Here is an 18,159-nt window from a genome sequence, read left to right as displayed (position 1 = left end):
GCGGAACTGCAAGAAGGCAGCACAGCTCGAAAGTATTGGCTGGCCAAGAAGTCATTGGGCGCTTTTCCATGTTGGCCTCCTCCCTCAACGGCCAGACCGAGACGGCAGTTCCGCTTAGATAGTGCTCATCCCCACCACTCATCATGCAATTGGCGCAACTCGTTCCGCTTCCTGGTCATCCATCGTGCACGCGCCAGATGTGTCGCCCACGCCCGGAAAGCCCTCTCCGGCTCCTGCTCCGGATCAATGTGCAGAACGATGCGGGCGACCTCACGCCAGTCGGTTCCTTCCGCCGAAGCGTCGAGCAGCCGGATATAAGTAAGCATGCGATCTTCGTCATAACCGGTCGGCACCGAAGACGTCGGCGCTGCGTTCGCGATATGAGAGTTTGGCGGCTTTGGCATTGCGACCTACCAGCAATGGCGCACCGTAGCAGCCTATAAAGAAGCCCGCGCCGTTTGATCGGAGGATGCGCCGATCGAGATTCGCCCCGACGGTCGGCAAATGGGGGGCCTCAGACGGAGTTCACCGCCCAGCTGGACTCACGCCTCACCACGTCGTGATCAGGTCGAGGCAATCTATCTATTTTAGTGGAACCTAATTTAGTCAACGCAATTATGCGTGCGTGAGAAAGCGTGAAATCCAGACCGTCACTGAAAGCCGGCTATCGCGGGATCAGTTGGCCGATGATCCAGTGATTGCAGTCGATTTGACGGAACGGATATTGCAGGCGGCCGACAACGACAGGATTGTCTGCCTCGTCGTGGCAACGGAGGAGTTGGAAACCGACCGCATCGAGAAAGCAGAGCCTAAGGAGACCAGGATTGCCGCAAGCTTCGTCCGGGACTTTGAGGTAATGCTGCTTGTTCTTTATGCGGCCTACGCCCTCGCTGTGCTGGGTGCGACCGCGTTCGTTTTGCTGGAATTGGGCCATGTTCTGTAGGCAGACGTCGGCAAAAGACGGGACTGACGCGCGATTGCCGCTGTTTGATGAGAGGAGCGGCCACGCTGCGTCGACGATCCGACCCCGGCGCAGCCAGCGGCGTTTTCGCGCCAGCAGGCGCTAAACTTCGGGCTCGTCCGTTCGTTACATCTTGCCAATCTATGGAACGAGGCTGCTCCTCGGGGGTTTTTCTATTAGAGGGACGTTAAAGAAGGAGGTAGCTATGAAGAAGCTCCTGCTTGCCTCGGTGATCGCCATCGCATCGGCGGCTTCCGTGATCGGCCCGGCGAATGCCGGCGGCAGCGTCACGATCGGCATCGGCAACGGCTATGACGACGACTATTATTATCGCCACCATCGGTATTCCGATTACGACGATGAGTACGTCCCCCGTTACCGCTATGATGTCTACGACGAGGACTACAGGCCGCGCTACCGGTACCACCACCGGCGCTGCCACACCGAAGTCATCAGGCACTGGCGTCATCACCACCGGATCATCGAAAGAATCCGTGTCTGCCGTCGTTGACGGATCGATCCGGCCGGTAGTGCCGGCCGGATCGGCGGGGCTCCTCATCTCGGCTTGCGCATCAGCATCATGCCGTAATGCACGGCCAATATGTCGAGCCCGATCTTGAGTAATTTCACCACCACGTCGCGCGGCTCGCCGGCCTGTTCGGCCAGGCTCTTGACCGTTGCGTCGGCACAGCAGACCTTTTGCACGATGCCGGCGATCTCCCAATGGACAAGCGCCCTGGTGGCCTCGGCATGGTCGCGGCCGGCGGACAGGATGTGTTCGGCGACGCCGCTGCCGGTGCGGCCGCCGTCGACGCGCTCGGCCCAGGCCATCGGCTTGGCGGTTGCCTCGGACGAGTTGCGGAAATCCTGGCGGTAGCGCATGCCCGCCTCGCGCTGCTGGCGCGACAGTGAGGTGAGGCCGCTCAGCCTCGACGTTGCGCACCCGCACGATGCCGCCGGTCGCTGTGTGGCCGTCATTGGAGACCTCATAGAGGCGCGCTCCCTCCTGCGTCCCCTTCGCCAGCCGCTTGCGGCCGAACCGGTCGTCCTTCAGTGCGAAATCATGGCCGATCTCCTTGCGGATGCGCACCTGCTCGGCCTCGCCTTTCGGCAATCTCGGTGGCCTGGCTTTGGCCTTTTGGGCGGTTTTGGTGCTCATCGGCTCGGTCCTCCTGGGTTTTGGTCGTCGGGCTCTGGCGAACTTCCAGCCTCATTGCAGCGAGCTCAAATCGCTTCGGCCGGCAGCGTGCGCAAGAAGCGCGCAGCGTGATAGGCGCAGTAGCTTTTCGATGGGTTCGTGCGCATTCCGCAGCACAGCATGTCCAAACCTGGCCGGCTGCCGGGGGCGTCGTTTTCCGCATCCTCCTGCAGCGTCGTATCGAGCGGCGCGCGGCAGCGCTCGAACAGGCAATCGATGAAGCGCATGGCGGCGAAATGCGGCTGGCGACCGCCGGCGGCGATCGGGCGCGGTGCCGGCATTTCGAGCGGCGCGCCATCGGTCCCGGTGATCCGAGCCGAACCCGGCTGCCAGGCCGGCGGCGCCAGCCTGGCCGACAGCCTTGCCGGGCGGCAGCGTGGCTCGGCCTTCGGGGCCGACTGCGCTTGATCAGCAGTGCTTGATGGCTCAGGCGCCGAATTTCCGAGCCGGCCGCCATACCAGCCCTTGGATTTCGCAAGGCCGATGGTGCGCAAACGGGCGGTGCGGTGGACGATGCCGATGATGGCTGCACGCGAGGCCGGGCGGCCGCGCAGCGCGGTCAACCGGGTGGCGATCTTCGCGGCCGACAGTCCGCTCATCAGCCAGTTCTCGATTTGTTCCAGTTCCGAGGCGGAATAGCGGGCGGCCATGATGTTTCATTCCCTGCAAAAATGGTTGTGTGCGGCGCCGGCTTCGCCGGCCTCAGGCTCGAAAGCCGGTCAGCCTTCGCGTGGTCTGCTGCGATCGAGCTTCATCTCGGCCGCCTGCCTTTGTTGCGCCGGACACTGCCTTGCCCGTCCGCTCGTCGAAGGCGATGACCGTGCCGTCTTCGCTGCGGATGCAGGAAACCGCGGCATCCGCATTGCTGGCCGGCAGGTAATTCGTGGCCGGAGCCGTGAGGGGAACGGCTCCGGCCGTTCCGGCCGCTTGCGCTGCCGGATCCGAGGCGCGAGCCTCGGGCATCGTCCCGGCCGGGGAGGAGGACAGCCGCGACGAAGGGGACAGGGTTGGCACATGCATGGCCCCGGCGATCGGTTGCGCTACCACCTCCAGGCGAGCGCTGCCGGCGCGCTGAACGGCGGATTCAAGGACCGAAAGCTGGCGAAGCGACTTGTGCATGCCTACATAAGAGCATAACTCAAATCATAATGCAAGCGATTCTTGCATAGACTAAACCGAATCTTATGCCACAGATGGAGCCATGGCGAAAACTGCACTGTCGATCAAGGTCGGAGCGGCGATCCGCCGGGCGCGCAAGCAGCGCGGCCTGGTGATGCGTCACATTGCCGAGCACAACGACACCGACGTCGCTGCCGTCGGCAATTGGGAGACCGGGCGCAACCTGCCCAAGACCGAGAACCTTTTGAAGACCGCCGCTTTCCTGCGCGTCGACCCGGTGGCACTCGGCAAGGGCGAGGTCGTTTTCCTCGATGATGCCGGACCGGTCGCCGATGCCGAGATCGTCACCGATCCCGGCCCCCTGCCCGCCGGGCCGATGGACATCCAGCTTCTCGGTACCGCCGTCGGCGGCGACGATGGCGACTTTACCTTCAACGGCCAGCCGGCCGGCTATGTCCAGCGGCCGCCGGGGATCCGACATCTGCGCAATGTGTTTGCGCTGCACGTGCTGAGCGATTCGATGGTGCCGCGCTACGAGCCCGGCGAGATGATCTATTGCGGCGGCCGCGAAGCGTTGCCCGGCGACCATGTGGTGATCGAGACCCTGCCCGAGGAGAACGAGCAAAACGGCAAGGCCTTCATCAAGAAGCTGGTCAAGCGCACCGCCGCCGAGCTGATCGTCGAGCAGTACAACCCGCCCAAGACGCTGTCCTTCAACCGCTACGCCATCAAGAACGTCTTCCGCGTCATCCCGCTCAAGGAATTGCTGGGGTATTGAGGCTTGTTGCCTTCTCCCCTTGTGGGAGAAGGTGGATCGGCGCACAGCGCGAGCCGGATGAGGTGTGCTGGAAGGAACGCGGCGGAGGAAATGTAGAAGCGATTTTTAAGCACTTACGCCATCAAGGTAGCGATCCGTCCAACACCCCTCATCCGACCGAGCTTCGCTCGGCCACCTTCTCCCACAAGGGGAGAAGGGAAGAGCAGCACGCCCGCCCCCTCAAGCCCGCCTCGACTGCAGCTCTCGACCGTTGAGCAGGCGCGCCTCGGCGCGGGTCCGCTGCCGGTCGTCGATGAAGGCGGCCTGGATCGAGACGGCGGCGCCCGGCAGGCCGTCGGCCCGGCAGGCCTTGCAGATCAGGCGCCCCGAAAGTGCGGCCAGCGGTGTCTCCGGCCTCACCCCATGCCGCTTGAGTTCGGCCGGTTTCCACCACCTGTTGCGGCCGCAATCGATGCACTCGACGGCAATCGAGACAACATCCGCGATCGTCGCTTCCCTGCCCGCTAATGCCATAGCCATCCCCATCATTGTTCCTGCTTTGTTCACATCATTATCGGTTTTCGGGGCGGAGTCGAGTCGGTTCCGCTTGCACCAACGTGAAAGTTTCACTTGTTCAGGTACTTGAGTTATGCTTCTATCTCGTGCAGCGCTGGAAATCGGCGCGAGCAACAGAACCGCGCCCGCTCCGTCCGCCGGCAGCAAGGGAGTGACGATGGACCTCGCTCAGTTCGCCCAGGCCTGCGGTTATGCCGGCGACAGCCCGGCCATGCTTGCCGCTTTCGCGGCCACCCGCCAGGACGGCATCCGCACGGCGCGCCAGGGCCATCGCCAGCGCAAGGCGACGATCGACCGGATGAAGCCGAGCCGCGCTCTGTTCCTGGCGGCGATCCGCCCGGCGCAGTCAGCCGAGGAGGCACTCGAGGACGCCGCCCGCTTCCTGTCGATGTTCCGCAACATGCCGCGCTGGCGGCAGGAAAGGCGCGCCGCCGACCTCGCCCGTGCCAGACAGCAGCGCCTCTTCGCCCGCTTCTTCCGCCGCTACGGCCACCGCCTCTGGGCGCTCGAGGCGGCGTAAGCCCGAGCGGAACGGCCAGCCAGCCGATCAAAGCTGCTGGCTGCGAGCGAAAATGCGGCCGTAGCTGGCATCGTCGATCTCTGCGAAGTGGTGGGAGCGCAGGAAACGCTGCAGCCGGGGATTCGGTGTGGCGCATGTGGCGGCATGGACATTCCAACGGATCAGCTTGAATTGCCGATCGATGGCATAGGCCCGGACAAGCCTCCACAAGACGAGCAGGACGCCTTCGCCACCGCCGTCGATATGGGCAAAATTGACCAGAAGCGTGCCGCCATCGCGATTGAATTCGGCCAGGACGGTGGCGCTGCCCATGGCGAAGGAGATCGGCCGGCCGAACGTCAGCAACGCATCCTGGTCCGCGCGCGACAGCGCCCTCAACGTCTCCAGGGAGACACCCTCGATTTCGATCCGCATGAAGGGTTGACCCTCGCTAAGTTGCTCGCCTCGCCCATTGCCCTAGTCTGCTTGCCAGAAAGACAGCTGATAATCCTCCAGGTCTCTGGAGTCTGAAGCGAAAAACTCGACGACAAACCTTCGGTTCGCAAACTGCCATTGCAGTTTTGCCTCATAAATCTCCTTGAGAACCGAGCCGAGAAACACGAGCTTGTCGCGAGAAATGTCGGCGGCGCCGAAGGCGTGAATGTCGGCAATGTGCAGGTGGTTCATAACCGCTTCCACGGACTGTCGTGTGGCGTTGGGGTCTCGTTCAAAGCTTCGCAGGCCTTCCTCGCTAAACCCTTTCATCAAAACGTAGCGTTCGAACGTCACGAATTTCGGCCAGAAAATGGTGCTGTATCCCACAGCAAGCGCAAATCGGCCCTCGCACCCGACCCAGCTTTGTAGATCGATGCCGGACCCATTGTTCCAGGCTGCCAATTCAGCCTTCATGCTGGCTGGAACATCCATTTCGTAGCCTCCCGATCTCGCCTGTCATAGGTCTTTCAACGGCTGCTTTCCAGTAGACCGGCAAAGTTGCATCCCTTCACGCTTGTCGTCCCCAAATCCGCGCCGTATGTCTCCACGCGATGAGCGAGATCAAATTCCGTCGCGCGCAAGCGCCCGACCTGCCGGCAATTGTTGCAATGCTTGCCGACGACGTGCTCGGCGCGAACCGGGAAGACCCGTCCACGCCGCTCGCGCCATCCTACCTCGATGCCTTCAGCGCAATCGATACCGATCCCAACCAGTTGCTGGCCGTCGCCGTCAACGCCGGGCAAGTGGTCGGAACGCTGCAGCTCAGCTTCCTTCCAGGCATTTCGAGAAAAGGCGCCTGGCGCGGCCAGATCGAAGGCGTTCGCGTCGCCCGGCAATGGCGCTCTCGCGGCGTCGGCAAGCTGATGATCGAATGGGCGATTGAAACATGCCGTTCGCGCAATTGCAGCTTCGTCCAGCTCACCACGGACAAAGGTCGACGGGAGGCGCACGCTTTTTACGAGCGCCTCGGCTTCACCGCCAGTCATCTCGGCTACAAGATGGCGCTGTAGATCAGCATTTCATCGCATTCAGCGCCGACCGCTCATCTTCGCTACCCACTCTGGATGGAGCATTGACAAGCCGGCCTTTCGCCCTGCTCCATCCGCCCATGATTTACGACCGAACCTGGCTTGAGAAAACCTTTCGCGCAAAACCCCGGCAGAAGTTCCTGTTCTTCTGGGGCCATCAGCCGTCTAAGGACGGCCGCATAACCACGTCGTGCTTCAGCCAGTGGTGGCATGCGCCCTTTACCGTCGATGGCCTGAGCTATCCGACTGCCGAACACTGGATGATGGCCGAGAAGGCACGACTGTTCGGTGATGCTCCGACGGCAACACAAATCCTCAGGGCGGCGAGCCCCAAGCAGGCAAAGCAGCTTGGCCGCCAGGTGAGCGGCTTCGATGGCACCAAATGGGATGCAGACAAATATCGCATCGTGACTGAAGGGAGCTTTCAGAAGTTCCGTCAGAACGCGGCGCTGCGCGAATATCTGTTGTCGACGCATGACCGGGTGCTGGTCGAGGCGAGCCCTGTCGACCGGGTGTGGGGTATCGGCCTTGCGGCGGATGACGAGAGGGCGATGAACCCGCTGCTGTGGCGCGGCGAGAACCTGTTGGGATTCGCGCTGATGCAGGCCCGCGATCGGCTGTGCGGCTGAACATTGCCGTGCGCTCGTCAGCTGCGGCGGCCTCCGCGCTGCTTGACAATTCACCCACAATGTTCTCTTTATGTTCTCATCACAACTCGAGACAATGCGGCGTTCGAACCGCCGCGGGCGAACGGGCCGGATGGAAGCCAACATCCTCCACGCGGATCTGGATGCCTTCTATGCCTCGGTCGAACAATTGCTCGACCCGGCCTTGCGCGGCAAGCCGATTGCCGTCGGCGGCGGGGTAGTGCTTGCCGCATCCTATGAAGCCAAGGCGTTCGGCGTGCGCGGCGGTATGCCGGGACGGCGGGCGCGGGAACTCTGCCCGCAACTCATCTTCGTCGGCGGCCATTTCAAGGACTATCAGCGGCTGGGCGATGCGGCAATCAAGGTGCTCGGCGATTTCACGCCGGTGGTCGAGCGGATTTCGATCGACGAGGCCTTTGCCGACGTCGCCGGCTGCATCCATTTGTTCGGCTCGCCGGCCGAGATCGCCGGCAAGATCCGCCGCCGCGTGCGGGCCGAGGTCGGCCTGCCGATCTCGGTCGGCGTAGCCCGCACCAAGCATCTGGCCAAGATCGCCTCACAGGTCGCAAAACCGGACGGGCTGGTGGTGGTCGATCCGCGCCACGAGCTGGAGTTCCTGCACCACCTGCCGGTCGAGCTGATGTGGGGCGTCGGCCCGGTCACCAGGCAGCGGCTGGCCGGCATCGGCGTCAACACCATCGGCGAGCTGGCGAAGACCAATGGTGCGGCGCTTGAGCGCCTGCTCGGGCCGGCGGCGGGAGAGAAACTCAACGCGCTGGCGTGGAACCGCGACCCGCGCAGGCTCGAGACGCAGCGCCGGGCGCGCTCGGCGGGTGCGCAGTCGGCGCTTGGCCGAAAACCGGCCGAGGAGCAGGTCTTCGTGCCGGCTTTGCTGCATCTGGCCGACAGGGTCGCCACAAGATTGCGGGCGAAATCCCGGCCCGGCCGCACGGTGACGGTTCGCGTCCGCTTTGCCGATTTGCGCTCGGTGACGCGCTCGATCACGCTCGATCAGCCGATTTCGGCGACCGCCATGCTGGCCGAGATCGCCGAGGCGCTGGTGCGCAAGGTGCTCATCGACCATCCGCACGAAAAGACAATCTCGCTGCTGGCGATCGCCGTATCGCATCTGGAGCAGCATGCCGGCCTGCAACTGGAACTGCCGCTCGGGCTCGACGACGATCGCCGCCGCCCCGGCACCAGCAAGGGCGCGGCGCGCTGGACCGCGGATCGCGCCGTCGACAAGATCCGCGACCGCTTCGGCTGGGAGGCGGTGGGCTACGCCTCGGTCGCGCTCGAGCTACAGCGGTCGGTTCCCGACGCGTTTCGCGAGCTGGCCGAAAAGGAATTGTGAGCCTCGATTGCACTTTGGTTGCCAAGTCGCCGGAATGACGTTGAAGGCTGCGCCGTTGTGAATTTATCTTGGGACCAGTTCGTCGTGCACCGGTTTGGGTATCAGCCAGACAGGGTAGCACCCGCTCGCAAATCCTTCCGCCCTCACTTCGAACGACAGGAGATCGGCATGGGACAGAACGCCGGATATTTCGCGCTCATCGTTGCCGGACTGGTGACCAACGCAACGACGCTGGCCAAGCCGCTCAACCCGGACCGGGCGATTCCATCCCTGGGCGATATCAACTCGCCGCTGGCCAGCCCGCTGTTCAAGCAGGTCAAGGCTGGGCCGCTGGAGATAAAGCTTGAGGAAACCACGCTTGCCGATGTCGAAAAAGCCTTCGGCGGAGCGATGCACGATGAAGGTGACGCCGGAGATTCACGCCACTGGCTTTGCTATGCCGGCCCCGACGCCGGCGGATCGCCGTCGATCTTCTGGTTCGTATCCGGCGAGATGGGCGGCTCCGACCATGGTGTCCTGTCCGTCACCCTGGAGCCGAACCCGGAAGGCAAGGTGCCGGAAGGATGCGCCGGCGCGCCTGCCAGCCTGACAGCTATTGAACTCGATACGCCCGGCGTCGGAGCGCCGCTGAGCGACGTGGCCGCGAAATTTGGCGCCGCCAAGCCCGATCGTTACGGCCATTTCGGCTTCGCCGCCTCTTATCCTCCTTCGTCTCCCGACGAGAAGGACGCCACGGTCACGCAGACGCTCACCTACACAGCCGGGAACGGCAGGATAACCGGCGTGGCGGTGACGCAAGTCACCACCAATTAGGGTGTCCCCGCTCGATTGGCGAATGGTTCACGTGTGAATGATCTGCCGCGCCCGAGCCAGGCGGCCTGCTTGCTGGCCACCTCGTTATGCAGATTGGTTCTGATGTGCCGCCCGGGCCCGCCCTCCTCCTGCAAATGCGACATTCGAGGCGGCCCTGGTCGTCAGACCAAAAGCGTTGCGGTGCCCCAGGCAATCAGGGCGATGCCGGCCGCCCGGCCAACCCACGGGCCGGCAGGAAACACCGGTTCGACGAGAACCGCGAAGGTCCGGAAATGACCCAGAAGCGGGCGGTCGGCAGCGATCCGAGCAGCAACGATTTTGGCAGGACCGGAAATCGGCATGGAATGCTGCAATCATCATCATGTCCCGTCCAAGTTGTGGACAGTTCCTTCTCAAAGGCGCACTCTTAGCATGCGAAACGCGAGCTAGCGTTTCGTGCAACGCTTCACATGCTTGACTTGCGTCGGTGATTATCTGACCTACCCGGATACTTCCGGGTGGGCAGACCTCACATTGTGTCGCCTATCCGTGATCAGGCTACGGCCTAAGGCACGTTGCAGCCCGTTCCGGATCAACTGGGAGGTAAACAACATGCCTGATTTTCAGCGCAGAGAACTTCTTGTTCAAGGAAGCGCGGCTCTTGCCGCAATTGCTGCTCTCTATACCTCGCGCCGGGCTTACGCTTTTCCAACACGGCCGAACGAGGAAGTTATTCGATGGCTGGATCAGCCGACCGAAAATCCCGATCCGGTGGGTATCCAGAAGCAGCTTGTCTGGGAGGATTTGGATAGCTGGATAACGCCAAACGACAAGTTCTTCAGCATCTCGCATTTCAACCGACCAACGATCGACGAGAAGACATGGTCGATGGAAATCGGAGGCCTGGTTAAGAAGCCCCTGGAGTTAACGCTCGCCGACATCAGGGCGCGACCGCGGCAGGAGGTCGTTTTCACAGTGGAATGCTCGGGCAACCACGGGTTTCCCTTTTTCACCGGCGGCATCGGCAATGCTCGCTGGGCAGGGACGCCGCTCGCCCCGATCCTCGAGGAAGCCGGCGTTCTGGAGAAGGGCATCGAGGTCGTCTTTTTCGGTACCGACACAGGCGAGATCCCGATACGCGACGTCAAGATGCAGCAGAACTTCGCTCGTAGCATGTCGCTCGCCGACGCGATGAACCCCGACAATCTCCTCTGCTATGAAATGAACGGGGCCGCCTTGCCGGCGCCCAATGGCTTCCCGGTACGGCTCATTGCGCCAGGCTGGTACGGGATCGCCAACGTCAAGTGGCTAAAGCGCATCGAGGTTCGCGATACGCGGTTCATGAGCCTTCTGATGGCCCGTGACTATGTCACCATCCGGGAGGAGGACCACAACGGCGAGACCGTATGGGCCGAGACGTCAGTCGGGCGAGCGCTGATAAAGTCCGCGCCTGCGAAGGTTACCCGGAAAGATTCAGATTACCGCATCGTTGGGGCAGCCTGGGGGGCGCCGATCGACCGGGTCGAAGTGCAAATCGATCAAGGGCCTTGGATACCAGCGACCATTGACCACAGTGAGGAGGCCGAACACGCCTGGAAAATTTGGTCCCTGGCTTGGGCAAATCCCTCTCCTGGAGAACACACGGTAACCTCGCGCGCGGTCAGCACCACAGGACAAATTCAACCGGCGATGGACGATCCCTTGATTGCCAAGAAACACACATACTGGGAAAGCAATGGCCAGGTGACGCGCCGCGTGCGTATCGGCTAGAGCATTTTGCCGCCAAATGGAAGCATTTGGCGTCCGCATAGATGCGGCAAAACAGATAGTTAGAGCGAGTTGCCGGTTCTAAGAGAACCGGAACCGCTCTAAGAACTTGCTGCCATGTGGCAATTGCGTTTGGGTCAAACAGGAGGAGGCTGCCTGATCGCCATTTCGCACCATTTCCAGCGCTCTCCTCACCCCTCCACGGCCCTGATCTCCGCGTCGACCAGGCACCAGGGCGCATAGCGGAAATCGCGGATCTGGATGACCTGATCGTCCCGCCACTCGACCAGCATGAAACCGCGCACAGCGCCGTCGGCCGCCTGCGGGTCGCGGATCAGGATCGCCGGCCTGCCGTCGACCACGCCGAGCGACAATGTCCAGTCGCTGATACGGTCGTAATTGCCGAAATAGGTCGAAACCTCGGCCTTGCCGCGCAGGCGGACGCGGTTGACGACATCGAGCCGGACGTCCTCGGCGATCAGTGCCCTCACCGCGTCGAAGTCGCGCGCGTTGAACAGGTCGACATAGCGCCGCAGCCGGCGCTCGTCATCGGCGTCCAGCCTCGGCGCGAGCGCCTGTTCGGGCTGCAGCGCCAGCTGCTTGAGCTGCGCCCGCCCGCGATGCAGCGCGGCCTTGGTGGCGGCGAGGGTCGCTCCGGTCACTTCGCAGGTCTCATGCAGGCTGAGGCCGAGCACGTCGACCAGGATCACGGCGCTGCGCTGCGGTACCGAAAGCTGCATGAAGGAGCGCAGGCTGGTCTGGGCGGCGAGCCGGCTGTCGGCGCTGCCGGAGGGATCCTCGATGACGCTCATGTCGGCCTCGGTCATGCGCGACCTTTCCCGATTGCGCCGCCGCAGATGATCCTGCGCGGCATTGTGGGCGATGCGAAACAGCCATTGCTCCGGCCGTTCGACGATCGCACCGCCGTCGATCGCCTGCAGCGCCTTGATCAGCACCTCCTGGACGATGTCCTCGCCGTCGATCACCGAGCCGGCCATGCGTGCGCAGTAGCGATGCAGCCTTGGCCGCAACCCGACGAGCATCGCCTCCAAAGTCGCCCTGTTCATTTTCGGCGTAGCGTCCCATTTCTGCGCGAGCGGCATGGCAGGCGCTACCCGGCTTTCTGATCCGCCAGCATACGGTAATTGCCGATGACTTTGGCAGGCGATCGCAATGCCGGGGTCGAACGGCGCTCGGCGTGGTTTTCCGTAAACGCCTTGAAGGCCGCAAGCCCGGTCAGCGCCGACGAATCGCCGTCCTGGCCGACGATGTGGACGAACGAGCCGTCGTCCAGCTCGAGCACGAGATAACGCACCGTCGGCGGTGCCGCCTCGCCAAGCGCTTCGAACACTTTTTCGACCAGCGCGCGGTTATCTTCCAGGTCGGCTTGCTTCACACCGTATCGAATGAGCGCGTAGTTCATCATCGTCTCCTGACTGGTTGGTATGAACGAAGGACGACCGGCTGCGCTGAAAAGATTCTCCTTCCCGAAGAATCTTTTCGGTTGCCCGCATCGTCTTTCCCGCGTGGGCGGCTGCGCGGCAGCCATCAAGCAGGAGAGACGATCATGCATATCCAGTTTGCCGAGCTTCCGGTGTTCGAGCAGGACCGCGCCAAGGCGTTCTACACCAGGCATCTCGCCTGCCAGGTCATGGCCGACCAGAAGATGGGTGATGGCGGCTGGCGCTGGATCGAGCTGGCATTTCCGCATGCCGTGACGAACCTGCATTTTGTCAGGCGCGCCGACGACGCACCCGGCGCGGAGCCGGTATTGGTGCTGGTCGACGAAAATGTCGGGGCAATGATCGCGGCCATGAAAGCGGGCGGCGTCGAGATCATCACCGAAGCGCATGAGGCGCCGTGGCAGCCGGGGCGAACGGTGGCGGAGTTTCGCGACAGCGAAGGCAACCGCATGGTCCTCGCCAGCCGATAAGGCACCGGAGCCCTCTGTCCGGCGGGGCGTCGTACCTAAGTCCTACCTCCGGCCGGACCATCGGCCGTACTTCCTTCGTATTATTATTTCGTGACCTCTGCGCGCCGGAACCTTCCCTTGCATCGGGCGTTCGGGCGCTGTATCGCGATGCCTCATATTTAGGCAGGCGGAGGAAATACGAATAGGGCGGGTGGCAAAACAAACATGGGCCGGGGAGGAGCATCTTACCATGTCGAACCGTAAAATCGGAATGTCCCACAGTTTGGGGCTGCGCGTCGCTGACCTCAAATCCAGAATGCAAAGTGCCCAGATTACCGAGCATGAGATCAAGACGTTTCAAAAGGTTGCCGCCATCATGGGCGGCGCCAAAGGCTCACTGCGCCTCGATGCGGACGATCTGATCGCCGCGTCTTTCCTTGTCGATCCCTTGGAAGATCTCCCGCTCTCCAGTTGAAGGCGCCGAACGCAGGTCGAAATCCTATCGGGTTTGAACCTGCGATTGCCGCCGGCGGAGCATCCGCCAGCCCAAGCCGCATGCGAGGATGACGTTGGCCAGCGCTAGACCAGAAAGCGCGGCCAACGTCCCGTGCGGGCCGAAGCGCTCCAGCAGCAATGCTCCGGCCGAGGGTGCCGCCGCCTGGGCTATCAGGCTCGGCATGGCGAGGCGGCCCATCAGTCTCGCGTAGCCGTTAGAGCCGAACAGCGCGAGCGGCAACGTCCCCCGCGCGATGGATTCCAGGCCGATGCCTGCGCCGTAGAAGCCCAGCGCCAGCGGGATGATTGGCATGCCGGCCCAGAGCGTCGAAACGCCGATCGCCACAAACGTAACCGAGGCAAACTTGGTGAAAATCGGATGGTGGTAGCGCGCGATCATCATCTCGATCGCGCGCGCCGCCACCTGTGATGGACCAACCAGCACGCCGAGCCCGACGGCTACGGCAAGCGCCATGCCGCTGCCTTGCAGGATTGTGAGCAGATGCACCGATAGTGTCGACGAGATCACCGCTGCGAGTGTCAGGGTCGCGGCCAGAACGATCATGATCGACGGATCGGCTTGGTTGTCGAGAATGGGTGCCGCCTTCTTCACTCCCGGTTTGACTGCCGGTTGCGGCGGCTCCCGGGGCAGGATCACCAGATAGAGCGGAAGCGCAATTGCCAGCTGAAAGGCGGCGTAAACCAGGCAGGTGCCGCGCCAGCCGACCTCCCCCAGCAGCAAGGCTGAGATCGGCCAGCAGATGGTGCTCGCAAGGCCGCCGAACAGCGTCAGCATGGTGATGGCGGAGCGCGCGCCGTGGCCGTAGTGGCGGCCAAGCGTTGCGAAAGCGGCATCGTAGAGCCCCGCCCCCATGCCCAGGCCGATGACCAGCCAGGCCGCGATATAGGCCGCAAGATTAGGGGCAAGAGCCAGCCCGATCTGGCCGAGCCCGATGCATCCGGCGCTGAACGCCAGAACGTTGCGGCCGCCATGCCGCTCGATCGACGACCCGACGCGCGGAGAGATCAATCCTGCCGTGAGCAAGCCGAGGGACAGGCCGCCGACAACCCATGCCAGCGGCCAGCCGGTATCGGAGGAGACTGCCGGCGCGATGACCGCGGGAAGATAGTAGGAAGAACCCCACGCCATGATCTGCGTCAGGCCAAGCGCGGTGATAATCGCGCCGCGGCTGCGCAGGATGGCCGGCGAAGGCGGCGAAAGACTCATGCCGCGACGCTGCAGCCACAGCCGCCTTTGCCGACCGCCTTCGCCTTGGCGTCGGCGACACAGCACGCATCCACCGCTGCCGGCGCCGGACCGCCGCAGCACCCCTTGTCGGCCACGCCGATCCGCGGCACCGTGCAGACGCCGGTCTCGGGCAGCACGAGCTGGACATTGTCGGCCGCCACCATGTCTCCGGCGATCGCCGCCGCGACTGAGCGGACCTGCTCATAACCGGTCAGCAGCAGGAAGGTCGGTGCGCGGCCATAGCTCTTGATGCCGACTGTGTAGAACCCTTGCTCTGGATGGCTGAGCTCACGGTGGCCGTGCGGCGGCACGTCGCCGCAGGAGTGCTCGTTGGGATCGATCAACGGTCCCAGTGCCTTGACGCTTTCCAGCCATGGATCGAGCTCGAGCCGAAGCTCACGGGTCAGCGACAGATCCGGGCGTTGTCCGGTCGCGGCGATGATACGGTCGACCGGACCCAGCGCCTGCAAGCCGTCCCTGGTCTGGCCTTCGACGACCAGCCGGCCGTTGGCATCGCGGATCGAAACAGCCGCAAAGCCCGTCACCAGCCTGACGCCGCCGCTCTCGGCGAGTTCGCGCACTTCGGCGCCGAGTTCGCCGCGTGCCGGCAATTGGTCGGCATCACCGCCACCGTAGATGCGCACCAGGTCGGTGCCGCGCGTTGTCCAGATGAAAGCGGTGCCGGCCTCCACATTTGCCAGGCTGGCGAGATCCAGCACCGCATTGGCGGCCGAATGGCCGGAGCCGACGACCAGCGTCGTCTTCCCCGCGTAAAGGCTGCGGTCGCGGCCGAGAATATCGGGGATGCCGTAGGCGATGCGGTCGGCAAATTCGGCCTCGCCTTCGGCATGAATTCCGCCGGCGCCGAGCGGGTTCGGCATCTGCCAGGTTCCCGAAGCATCGATGACGGCACGTGCGCTGTCGCGTCTTGTACCATCGGCAGTCTCGACCGCCAGCATGAACGGCCGGTTCTCGCGTCCCTTGCTCAGCACCTTGTCGGCGCCCCAGCGCGAAATGCCGACGACCCGGGCGCCGGTTTCGATCGACGGCGACAATTGCGGAAGCTTTGCAAGCGGCTCGAGATAATCCGCGACGAGGTCGTCCGCGGTTGGGAATGCCCCGGGCTCAGGCATCCGCCAGCCATGCGCCTCGAGCAGGTTTCTGGCCGCCTGATCGACGCAATAGCGCCAGGGCGTGAACACACGGACATGGCGCCAATCCCTGAGATTGGATGCAACCGCATTGCCGGCTTCGTAGACTTTGACAGGAATGCCCCGCGCGATCAGGTGGACCGCTGCCGCCAGACCGACCGGCCCGGCGCCGATCACCGCAACGGGGAGTTTTTCGATCATCTCCATGTCTTCCATCCTTCCGGTAATTTCGAATTATAGTGGCAAAAAAATCATGCCGCCGTCTTGGCCGTCGCTTCCGCCGATGCCGGCGCACAGGTGGCGTCGGCGCAGCATTCGTCCGCGAGGTATCCGATGAGCCCGTTCATGGCGGGATAGTTGGCCCGGCAGATTAGCGTCGTCGCCTGGCGCTCCTGTGTCACCAGGCCGGTGTCGACCAGCCGCTTGAGGTGATGCGAGAGCGTCGAGGCAGCGATGCCCAATCTGTCCTGGATACGCCCGACCGGCAGCCCCTCATCGCCCGCCCGCACCAGCGTCCGATAGAGCTGCAACCGCGTCGGGCTGCCGAGGGCTTCGAGTTGCGAGGCTGCTTTTTCGAGTTTCATGGAAATAAGCTATTTCCAGAATCGCTGCACGTCAAGAGAATTTCGACAAAGATCGAAATAAGACGATATCTAGCCGACGCGCTTGCCGCTGGCGTCGATGACCATCTCGCCGTCCTCCTTGGTGAACGGGCCGATATCCGGATTGGGCAGGATATCGAGCACCGCTTCGGATGGTCGGGCGAGCACGGTGCCGAGCGGCGTCACCACGATCGGCCGGTTGATCAGGATCGAATGCGCCAGCATGAAATCGAGGATCTCGTCATCGCTCCACTTCGGATCGCCCAGGCCGAGTTCGGCATAGGGCGTGCCCTTTTCGCGCAGCAATTGGCGCGGCGTCATGCCCATCGCTGCGATCAGCTCGACGAGCTTTTCGCGCGACGGCGGATTTTTCAGATATTCGATCACCTCCGGCTCCTCGCCGGACTGCCTGATGATGGCCAGCGCGTTTCGCGAAGTGCCGCAATTGGGGTTGTGGAAGATGGTGACGGTCATTGCGCAGCTTTCATCTGTCCGGCTGGTTTCGGTTGGGCGAGCAGCCACCCTGCAAAGGCCATGGCGAGCAACGCGCCCAAAAGTTCGGCGCCGATGAAGCCCGGCAGATCGGCGGGGCGGATCCCGGCAAAAGTGTTGGACAACGCACGGGCGATGGCGACGGCCGGATTGGCGAAGGATGTCGATGCGGTGAACCAGTAGGCGGCGGTGATATAGAGCCCGACCAGCCAGGGGATCGAATCCGGACGGGAACGCAGGCCGGCAAGGATGGTGAAGACCAGCCCGAATGCGGCGACCAGCTCCGCAATCCATTGCCCGCTTCCGGTCCGCACCGTCGCCGACACTTGCAGGATCGGCAATTCGAACATTGCATGCGCTAGGAATGTTCCGGCGATGCCGCCGGCAATCTGGGCGGCGACGTAAGCCAGCGCTGCGTTCGTTTCGATCTCGCGTCGAAGCGCGAATACCAGCGTCACCGCCGGGTTGAAGTGCGCTCCGGATATCGGCCCGAATATGGTGATGAGCACGACCAGGATCGCCCCGGTCGGCAAGGTGTTGCCGAGCAGGGAGACGGCGACATCATTGCTCAGCCTGTCGGCCATGATGCCGGAACCGACCACGGTGGCGACCAGCAGAGCCGTGCCGAGGGCTTCGGCGGCAAGGCGGCGGGGAAGATTGCCGGAGCTCATCTAGCTAGCAGTTGCAGGTCACGGCCTGGACGACAGGCTGGCAAAGTTCCGGCGCGCCATTGCAGCAATCCTCCATGAGATAGGCCAGCAGATCGCGAAACCTGGTCATGTCGGCGAAGTAGCGCACGCTGCGGCCCTCCCGTTCGGTCCGCACCAGGCCGGCATGCGACAGTATCTTGAGATGAGCCGATACCGTATTCGGAAATGCGGCGAGCCGCGTGGCGATCTCGCCCGCCGGCACGCCGTCGGCTCCAGCCCGCACCAAAAGGCGAAAAACGTCCAGCCGGGTCTCCTGGCCGAGCGCGGCAAGTGCCGAAAGGGCGAGCGTCTTGTCCATATTTCCAGATTTCCAGAAATGGGGAATAGAGTCAACGCGCGAAGACTGTGTTGAGTA

General features: G+C 63.2%; 27 protein-coding genes. 11 read left to right on the top strand and 16 right to left on the bottom strand.

Features of this window, described 5'->3' with window-relative positions; all coding sequences use genetic code 11:
• Positions 1 to 125: 125 nt before the first annotated feature.
• Positions 126 to 404: a hypothetical protein gene (locus tag NKJ20_RS11910; protein ID WP_352453505.1), complete on the bottom strand. Its 279-nt coding sequence runs from the start codon at positions 402 to 404 to the stop codon at positions 126 to 128.
• Positions 405 to 625: 221 nt separating this feature from the next.
• Between NKJ20_RS11910 and NKJ20_RS11905 the strand changes: the two genes are divergently transcribed.
• Both NKJ20_RS11905 and NKJ20_RS11900 read left to right on the top strand, forming a co-directional pair.
• Positions 626 to 943, top strand: coding sequence for a hypothetical protein (locus NKJ20_RS11905; protein WP_352453504.1), 318 nt, complete (start codon positions 626 to 628; stop codon positions 941 to 943).
• Between the two features lie 223 nt (positions 944 to 1,166).
• Positions 1,167 to 1,472 (top strand): hypothetical protein, encoded by a 306-nt coding sequence (locus tag NKJ20_RS11900; protein ID WP_352453503.1) that lies wholly within the window; start codon positions 1,167 to 1,169, stop codon positions 1,470 to 1,472.
• 44 nt (positions 1,473 to 1,516) lie between these two features.
• Here NKJ20_RS11900 and NKJ20_RS11895 read toward each other — a convergent pair whose 3' ends face one another.
• The 3 genes from NKJ20_RS11895 to NKJ20_RS11885 form a co-directional block, all read right to left on the bottom strand.
• Entirely contained in the window at positions 1,517 to 1,939 is a 423-nt protein-coding gene (locus NKJ20_RS11895; RefSeq protein ID WP_352744188.1) for a DUF6456 domain-containing protein, read from the bottom strand.
• A gap of 246 nt (positions 1,940 to 2,185) precedes the next feature.
• Positions 2,186 to 2,809, bottom strand: coding sequence for a high mobility group family protein (locus NKJ20_RS11890; protein ID WP_352744185.1), 624 nt, complete (start codon positions 2,807 to 2,809; stop codon positions 2,186 to 2,188).
• A 52-nt stretch (positions 2,810 to 2,861) separates the two neighbouring features.
• Positions 2,862 to 3,122: a hypothetical protein gene (locus NKJ20_RS11885; RefSeq protein ID WP_352744183.1), complete on the bottom strand. Its 261-nt coding sequence runs from the start codon at positions 3,120 to 3,122 to the stop codon at positions 2,862 to 2,864.
• Between the two features lie 238 nt (positions 3,123 to 3,360).
• On the opposite strand from NKJ20_RS11885, the gene NKJ20_RS11880 reads away from it, so the two are divergent.
• Complete coding sequence (locus tag NKJ20_RS11880) at positions 3,361 to 4,056, top strand: XRE family transcriptional regulator (protein ID WP_352579488.1); 696 nt, start codon at positions 3,361 to 3,363, stop codon at positions 4,054 to 4,056.
• A gap of 219 nt (positions 4,057 to 4,275) precedes the next feature.
• Here the strand turns inward: NKJ20_RS11880 and NKJ20_RS11875 are convergent, their stop codons facing one another.
• Complete coding sequence (locus NKJ20_RS11875) at positions 4,276 to 4,575, bottom strand: hypothetical protein (RefSeq protein ID WP_352638087.1); 300 nt, start codon at positions 4,573 to 4,575, stop codon at positions 4,276 to 4,278.
• Positions 4,576 to 4,768: 193 nt separating this feature from the next.
• Between NKJ20_RS11875 and NKJ20_RS11870 the strand changes: the two genes are divergently transcribed.
• Positions 4,769 to 5,131 (top strand): hypothetical protein, encoded by a 363-nt coding sequence (locus NKJ20_RS11870; RefSeq protein ID WP_352744181.1) that lies wholly within the window; start codon positions 4,769 to 4,771, stop codon positions 5,129 to 5,131.
• Between the two features lie 27 nt (positions 5,132 to 5,158).
• Here NKJ20_RS11870 and NKJ20_RS11865 read toward each other — a convergent pair whose 3' ends face one another.
• A complete protein-coding gene (locus NKJ20_RS11865) occupies positions 5,159 to 5,545 on the bottom strand; it encodes a hypothetical protein (protein WP_352744179.1) in 387 nt (128 codons plus the stop codon).
• Positions 5,546 to 5,587: 42 nt separating this feature from the next.
• A complete protein-coding gene (locus NKJ20_RS11860; RefSeq protein WP_352744178.1) occupies positions 5,588 to 6,037 on the bottom strand; it encodes a hypothetical protein in 450 nt (149 codons plus the stop codon).
• Positions 6,038 to 6,156: 119 nt separating this feature from the next.
• Here NKJ20_RS11860 and NKJ20_RS11855 point away from each other — a divergent pair, with 119 nt between their 5' ends.
• The 4 genes from NKJ20_RS11855 to NKJ20_RS11840 all read left to right on the top strand — a co-directional run bounded on the left by NKJ20_RS11855 (position 6,157) and on the right by NKJ20_RS11840 (position 9,447).
• Positions 6,157 to 6,615: a GNAT family N-acetyltransferase gene (locus tag NKJ20_RS11855; RefSeq protein WP_352453497.1), complete on the top strand. Its 459-nt coding sequence runs from the start codon at positions 6,157 to 6,159 to the stop codon at positions 6,613 to 6,615.
• A gap of 98 nt (positions 6,616 to 6,713) precedes the next feature.
• Positions 6,714 to 7,262: a riboflavin biosynthesis intermediates N-glycosidase gene (gene ybiA, locus NKJ20_RS11850; protein WP_352453496.1), complete on the top strand. Its 549-nt coding sequence runs from the start codon at positions 6,714 to 6,716 to the stop codon at positions 7,260 to 7,262.
• 130 nt (positions 7,263 to 7,392) lie between these two features.
• The gene (gene dinB, locus NKJ20_RS11845) at positions 7,393 to 8,634 is read left to right on the top strand and encodes a DNA polymerase IV (protein ID WP_352453495.1); all 1,242 of its coding nucleotides are present in this window, start codon (positions 7,393 to 7,395) and stop codon (positions 8,632 to 8,634) included.
• A 168-nt stretch (positions 8,635 to 8,802) separates the two neighbouring features.
• The gene (locus tag NKJ20_RS11840; RefSeq protein WP_352744175.1) at positions 8,803 to 9,447 is read left to right on the top strand and encodes a hypothetical protein; all 645 of its coding nucleotides are present in this window, start codon (positions 8,803 to 8,805) and stop codon (positions 9,445 to 9,447) included.
• 161 nt (positions 9,448 to 9,608) lie between these two features.
• On the opposite strand, the gene NKJ20_RS11835 is transcribed toward NKJ20_RS11840, so the two are convergent.
• Positions 9,609 to 9,788 carry a hypothetical protein gene (locus NKJ20_RS11835; protein ID WP_352744173.1) on the bottom strand — a complete coding sequence of 60 codons (180 nt, stop codon included), beginning with the start codon at positions 9,786 to 9,788 and terminating at the stop codon, positions 9,609 to 9,611.
• 250 nt (positions 9,789 to 10,038) lie between these two features.
• Between NKJ20_RS11835 and NKJ20_RS11830 the strand changes: the two genes are divergently transcribed.
• On the top strand, positions 10,039 to 11,196 hold the full coding sequence (locus NKJ20_RS11830) for a sulfite oxidase (protein WP_352744171.1): 1,158 nt from the start codon (positions 10,039 to 10,041) through the stop codon (positions 11,194 to 11,196).
• A gap of 188 nt (positions 11,197 to 11,384) precedes the next feature.
• Here NKJ20_RS11830 and NKJ20_RS11825 read toward each other — a convergent pair whose 3' ends face one another.
• On the bottom strand, positions 11,385 to 12,296 hold the full coding sequence (locus NKJ20_RS11825) for a sigma-70 family RNA polymerase sigma factor (protein ID WP_352744169.1): 912 nt from the start codon (positions 12,294 to 12,296) through the stop codon (positions 11,385 to 11,387).
• Between the two features lie 8 nt (positions 12,297 to 12,304).
• Positions 12,305 to 12,766: a hypothetical protein gene (locus NKJ20_RS11820; protein WP_352744167.1), complete on the bottom strand. Its 462-nt coding sequence runs from the start codon at positions 12,764 to 12,766 to the stop codon at positions 12,305 to 12,307.
• Between NKJ20_RS11820 and NKJ20_RS11815 the strand changes: the two genes are divergently transcribed.
• Both NKJ20_RS11815 and NKJ20_RS11810 read left to right on the top strand, forming a co-directional pair.
• A complete protein-coding gene (locus tag NKJ20_RS11815; RefSeq protein WP_023680367.1) occupies positions 12,761 to 13,126 on the top strand; it encodes a VOC family protein in 366 nt (121 codons plus the stop codon). The genes NKJ20_RS11820 and NKJ20_RS11815 overlap by 6 nt on opposite strands.
• Before the next feature lie 229 nt (positions 13,127 to 13,355).
• A complete protein-coding gene (locus NKJ20_RS11810; RefSeq protein WP_031213090.1) occupies positions 13,356 to 13,580 on the top strand; it encodes a hypothetical protein in 225 nt (74 codons plus the stop codon).
• A 24-nt stretch (positions 13,581 to 13,604) separates the two neighbouring features.
• On the opposite strand, the gene NKJ20_RS11805 is transcribed toward NKJ20_RS11810, so the two are convergent.
• The 6 genes from NKJ20_RS11805 to NKJ20_RS11780 form a co-directional block, all read right to left on the bottom strand.
• Positions 13,605 to 14,828, bottom strand: coding sequence for an MFS transporter (locus tag NKJ20_RS11805; protein WP_352451419.1), 1,224 nt, complete (start codon positions 14,826 to 14,828; stop codon positions 13,605 to 13,607).
• On the bottom strand, positions 14,825 to 16,201 hold the full coding sequence (locus tag NKJ20_RS11800) for an NAD(P)-binding domain-containing protein (protein WP_502894857.1): 1,377 nt from the start codon (positions 16,199 to 16,201) through the stop codon (positions 14,825 to 14,827). The genes NKJ20_RS11805 and NKJ20_RS11800 overlap by 4 nt, the downstream gene beginning before the upstream one ends.
• 50 nt (positions 16,202 to 16,251) lie before the next feature.
• The gene (locus NKJ20_RS11795) at positions 16,252 to 16,584 is read right to left on the bottom strand and encodes an ArsR/SmtB family transcription factor (protein WP_352744163.1); all 333 of its coding nucleotides are present in this window, start codon (positions 16,582 to 16,584) and stop codon (positions 16,252 to 16,254) included.
• A gap of 69 nt (positions 16,585 to 16,653) precedes the next feature.
• Positions 16,654 to 17,076 carry an arsenate reductase (glutaredoxin) gene (gene arsC / locus NKJ20_RS11790; protein WP_352744162.1) on the bottom strand — a complete coding sequence of 141 codons (423 nt, stop codon included), beginning with the start codon at positions 17,074 to 17,076 and terminating at the stop codon, positions 16,654 to 16,656.
• Positions 17,073 to 17,765 (bottom strand): aquaporin, encoded by a 693-nt coding sequence (locus NKJ20_RS11785; RefSeq protein WP_352744161.1) that lies wholly within the window; start codon positions 17,763 to 17,765, stop codon positions 17,073 to 17,075. Before NKJ20_RS11785 ends, arsC begins: the two co-directional genes overlap by 4 nt.
• 4 nt (positions 17,766 to 17,769) lie before the next feature.
• The gene (locus tag NKJ20_RS11780; protein ID WP_352744160.1) at positions 17,770 to 18,102 is read right to left on the bottom strand and encodes an ArsR/SmtB family transcription factor; all 333 of its coding nucleotides are present in this window, start codon (positions 18,100 to 18,102) and stop codon (positions 17,770 to 17,772) included.
• Positions 18,103 to 18,159: the final 57 nt, after the last annotated feature.

The sequence above is a fragment of the Mesorhizobium sp. M0185 genome, assembly GCF_040322175.1.
Classification (GTDB): domain Bacteria; phylum Pseudomonadota; class Alphaproteobacteria; order Rhizobiales; family Rhizobiaceae; genus Mesorhizobium.
Note: the sequence above shows the minus strand (reverse complement) of the source record. Positions and strands in the feature narration are given on the sequence as shown.

Excerpts from the sequence above, each read along its gene's own strand:
- NKJ20_RS11910 (WP_352453505.1), bottom strand. The coding sequence starts at position 404 with ATGCCAAAGCCGCCAAACTCTCATATCGCGAACGCAGCGCCGACGTCT.
- NKJ20_RS11900 (WP_352453503.1), top strand. The coding sequence starts at position 1,167 with ATGAAGAAGCTCCTGCTTGCCTCGGTGATCGCCATCGCATCGGCGGCT.
- NKJ20_RS11895 (WP_352744188.1), bottom strand. The coding sequence starts at position 1,939 with ATGACGGCCACACAGCGACCGGCGGCATCGTGCGGGTGCGCAACGTCG.
- NKJ20_RS11890 (WP_352744185.1), bottom strand. The coding sequence starts at position 2,809 with ATGGCCGCCCGCTATTCCGCCTCGGAACTGGAACAAATCGAGAACTGG.
- NKJ20_RS11885 (WP_352744183.1), bottom strand. The coding sequence starts at position 3,122 with ATGCCCGAGGCTCGCGCCTCGGATCCGGCAGCGCAAGCGGCCGGAACG.
- NKJ20_RS11880 (WP_352579488.1), top strand. The coding sequence starts at position 3,361 with ATGGCGAAAACTGCACTGTCGATCAAGGTCGGAGCGGCGATCCGCCGG.
- NKJ20_RS11875 (WP_352638087.1), bottom strand. The coding sequence starts at position 4,575 with ATGGCTATGGCATTAGCGGGCAGGGAAGCGACGATCGCGGATGTTGTC.
- NKJ20_RS11870 (WP_352744181.1), top strand. The coding sequence starts at position 4,769 with ATGGACCTCGCTCAGTTCGCCCAGGCCTGCGGTTATGCCGGCGACAGC.
- NKJ20_RS11865 (WP_352744179.1), bottom strand. The coding sequence starts at position 5,545 with ATGCGGATCGAAATCGAGGGTGTCTCCCTGGAGACGTTGAGGGCGCTG.
- NKJ20_RS11860 (WP_352744178.1), bottom strand. The coding sequence starts at position 6,037 with ATGGATGTTCCAGCCAGCATGAAGGCTGAATTGGCAGCCTGGAACAAT.
- NKJ20_RS11855 (WP_352453497.1), top strand. The coding sequence starts at position 6,157 with ATGAGCGAGATCAAATTCCGTCGCGCGCAAGCGCCCGACCTGCCGGCA.
- ybiA (WP_352453496.1), top strand. The coding sequence starts at position 6,714 with ATGATTTACGACCGAACCTGGCTTGAGAAAACCTTTCGCGCAAAACCC.
- dinB (WP_352453495.1), top strand. The coding sequence starts at position 7,393 with ATGGAAGCCAACATCCTCCACGCGGATCTGGATGCCTTCTATGCCTCG.
- NKJ20_RS11840 (WP_352744175.1), top strand. The coding sequence starts at position 8,803 with ATGGGACAGAACGCCGGATATTTCGCGCTCATCGTTGCCGGACTGGTG.
- NKJ20_RS11835 (WP_352744173.1), bottom strand. The coding sequence starts at position 9,788 with ATGCCGATTTCCGGTCCTGCCAAAATCGTTGCTGCTCGGATCGCTGCC.
- NKJ20_RS11830 (WP_352744171.1), top strand. The coding sequence starts at position 10,039 with ATGCCTGATTTTCAGCGCAGAGAACTTCTTGTTCAAGGAAGCGCGGCT.
- NKJ20_RS11825 (WP_352744169.1), bottom strand. The coding sequence starts at position 12,296 with ATGCCGCTCGCGCAGAAATGGGACGCTACGCCGAAAATGAACAGGGCG.
- NKJ20_RS11815 (WP_023680367.1), top strand. The coding sequence starts at position 12,761 with ATGCATATCCAGTTTGCCGAGCTTCCGGTGTTCGAGCAGGACCGCGCC.
- NKJ20_RS11820 (WP_352744167.1), bottom strand. The coding sequence starts at position 12,766 with ATGCATGATCGTCTCTCCTGCTTGATGGCTGCCGCGCAGCCGCCCACG.
- NKJ20_RS11810 (WP_031213090.1), top strand. The coding sequence starts at position 13,356 with ATGTCGAACCGTAAAATCGGAATGTCCCACAGTTTGGGGCTGCGCGTC.
- NKJ20_RS11805 (WP_352451419.1), bottom strand. The coding sequence starts at position 14,828 with ATGAGTCTTTCGCCGCCTTCGCCGGCCATCCTGCGCAGCCGCGGCGCG.
- NKJ20_RS11800 (WP_502894857.1), bottom strand. The coding sequence starts at position 16,201 with ATGATCGAAAAACTCCCCGTTGCGGTGATCGGCGCCGGGCCGGTCGGT.
- NKJ20_RS11795 (WP_352744163.1), bottom strand. The coding sequence starts at position 16,584 with ATGAAACTCGAAAAAGCAGCCTCGCAACTCGAAGCCCTCGGCAGCCCG.
- arsC (WP_352744162.1), bottom strand. The coding sequence starts at position 17,076 with ATGACCGTCACCATCTTCCACAACCCCAATTGCGGCACTTCGCGAAAC.
- NKJ20_RS11785 (WP_352744161.1), bottom strand. The coding sequence starts at position 17,765 with ATGAGCTCCGGCAATCTTCCCCGCCGCCTTGCCGCCGAAGCCCTCGGC.
- NKJ20_RS11780 (WP_352744160.1), bottom strand. The coding sequence starts at position 18,102 with ATGGACAAGACGCTCGCCCTTTCGGCACTTGCCGCGCTCGGCCAGGAG.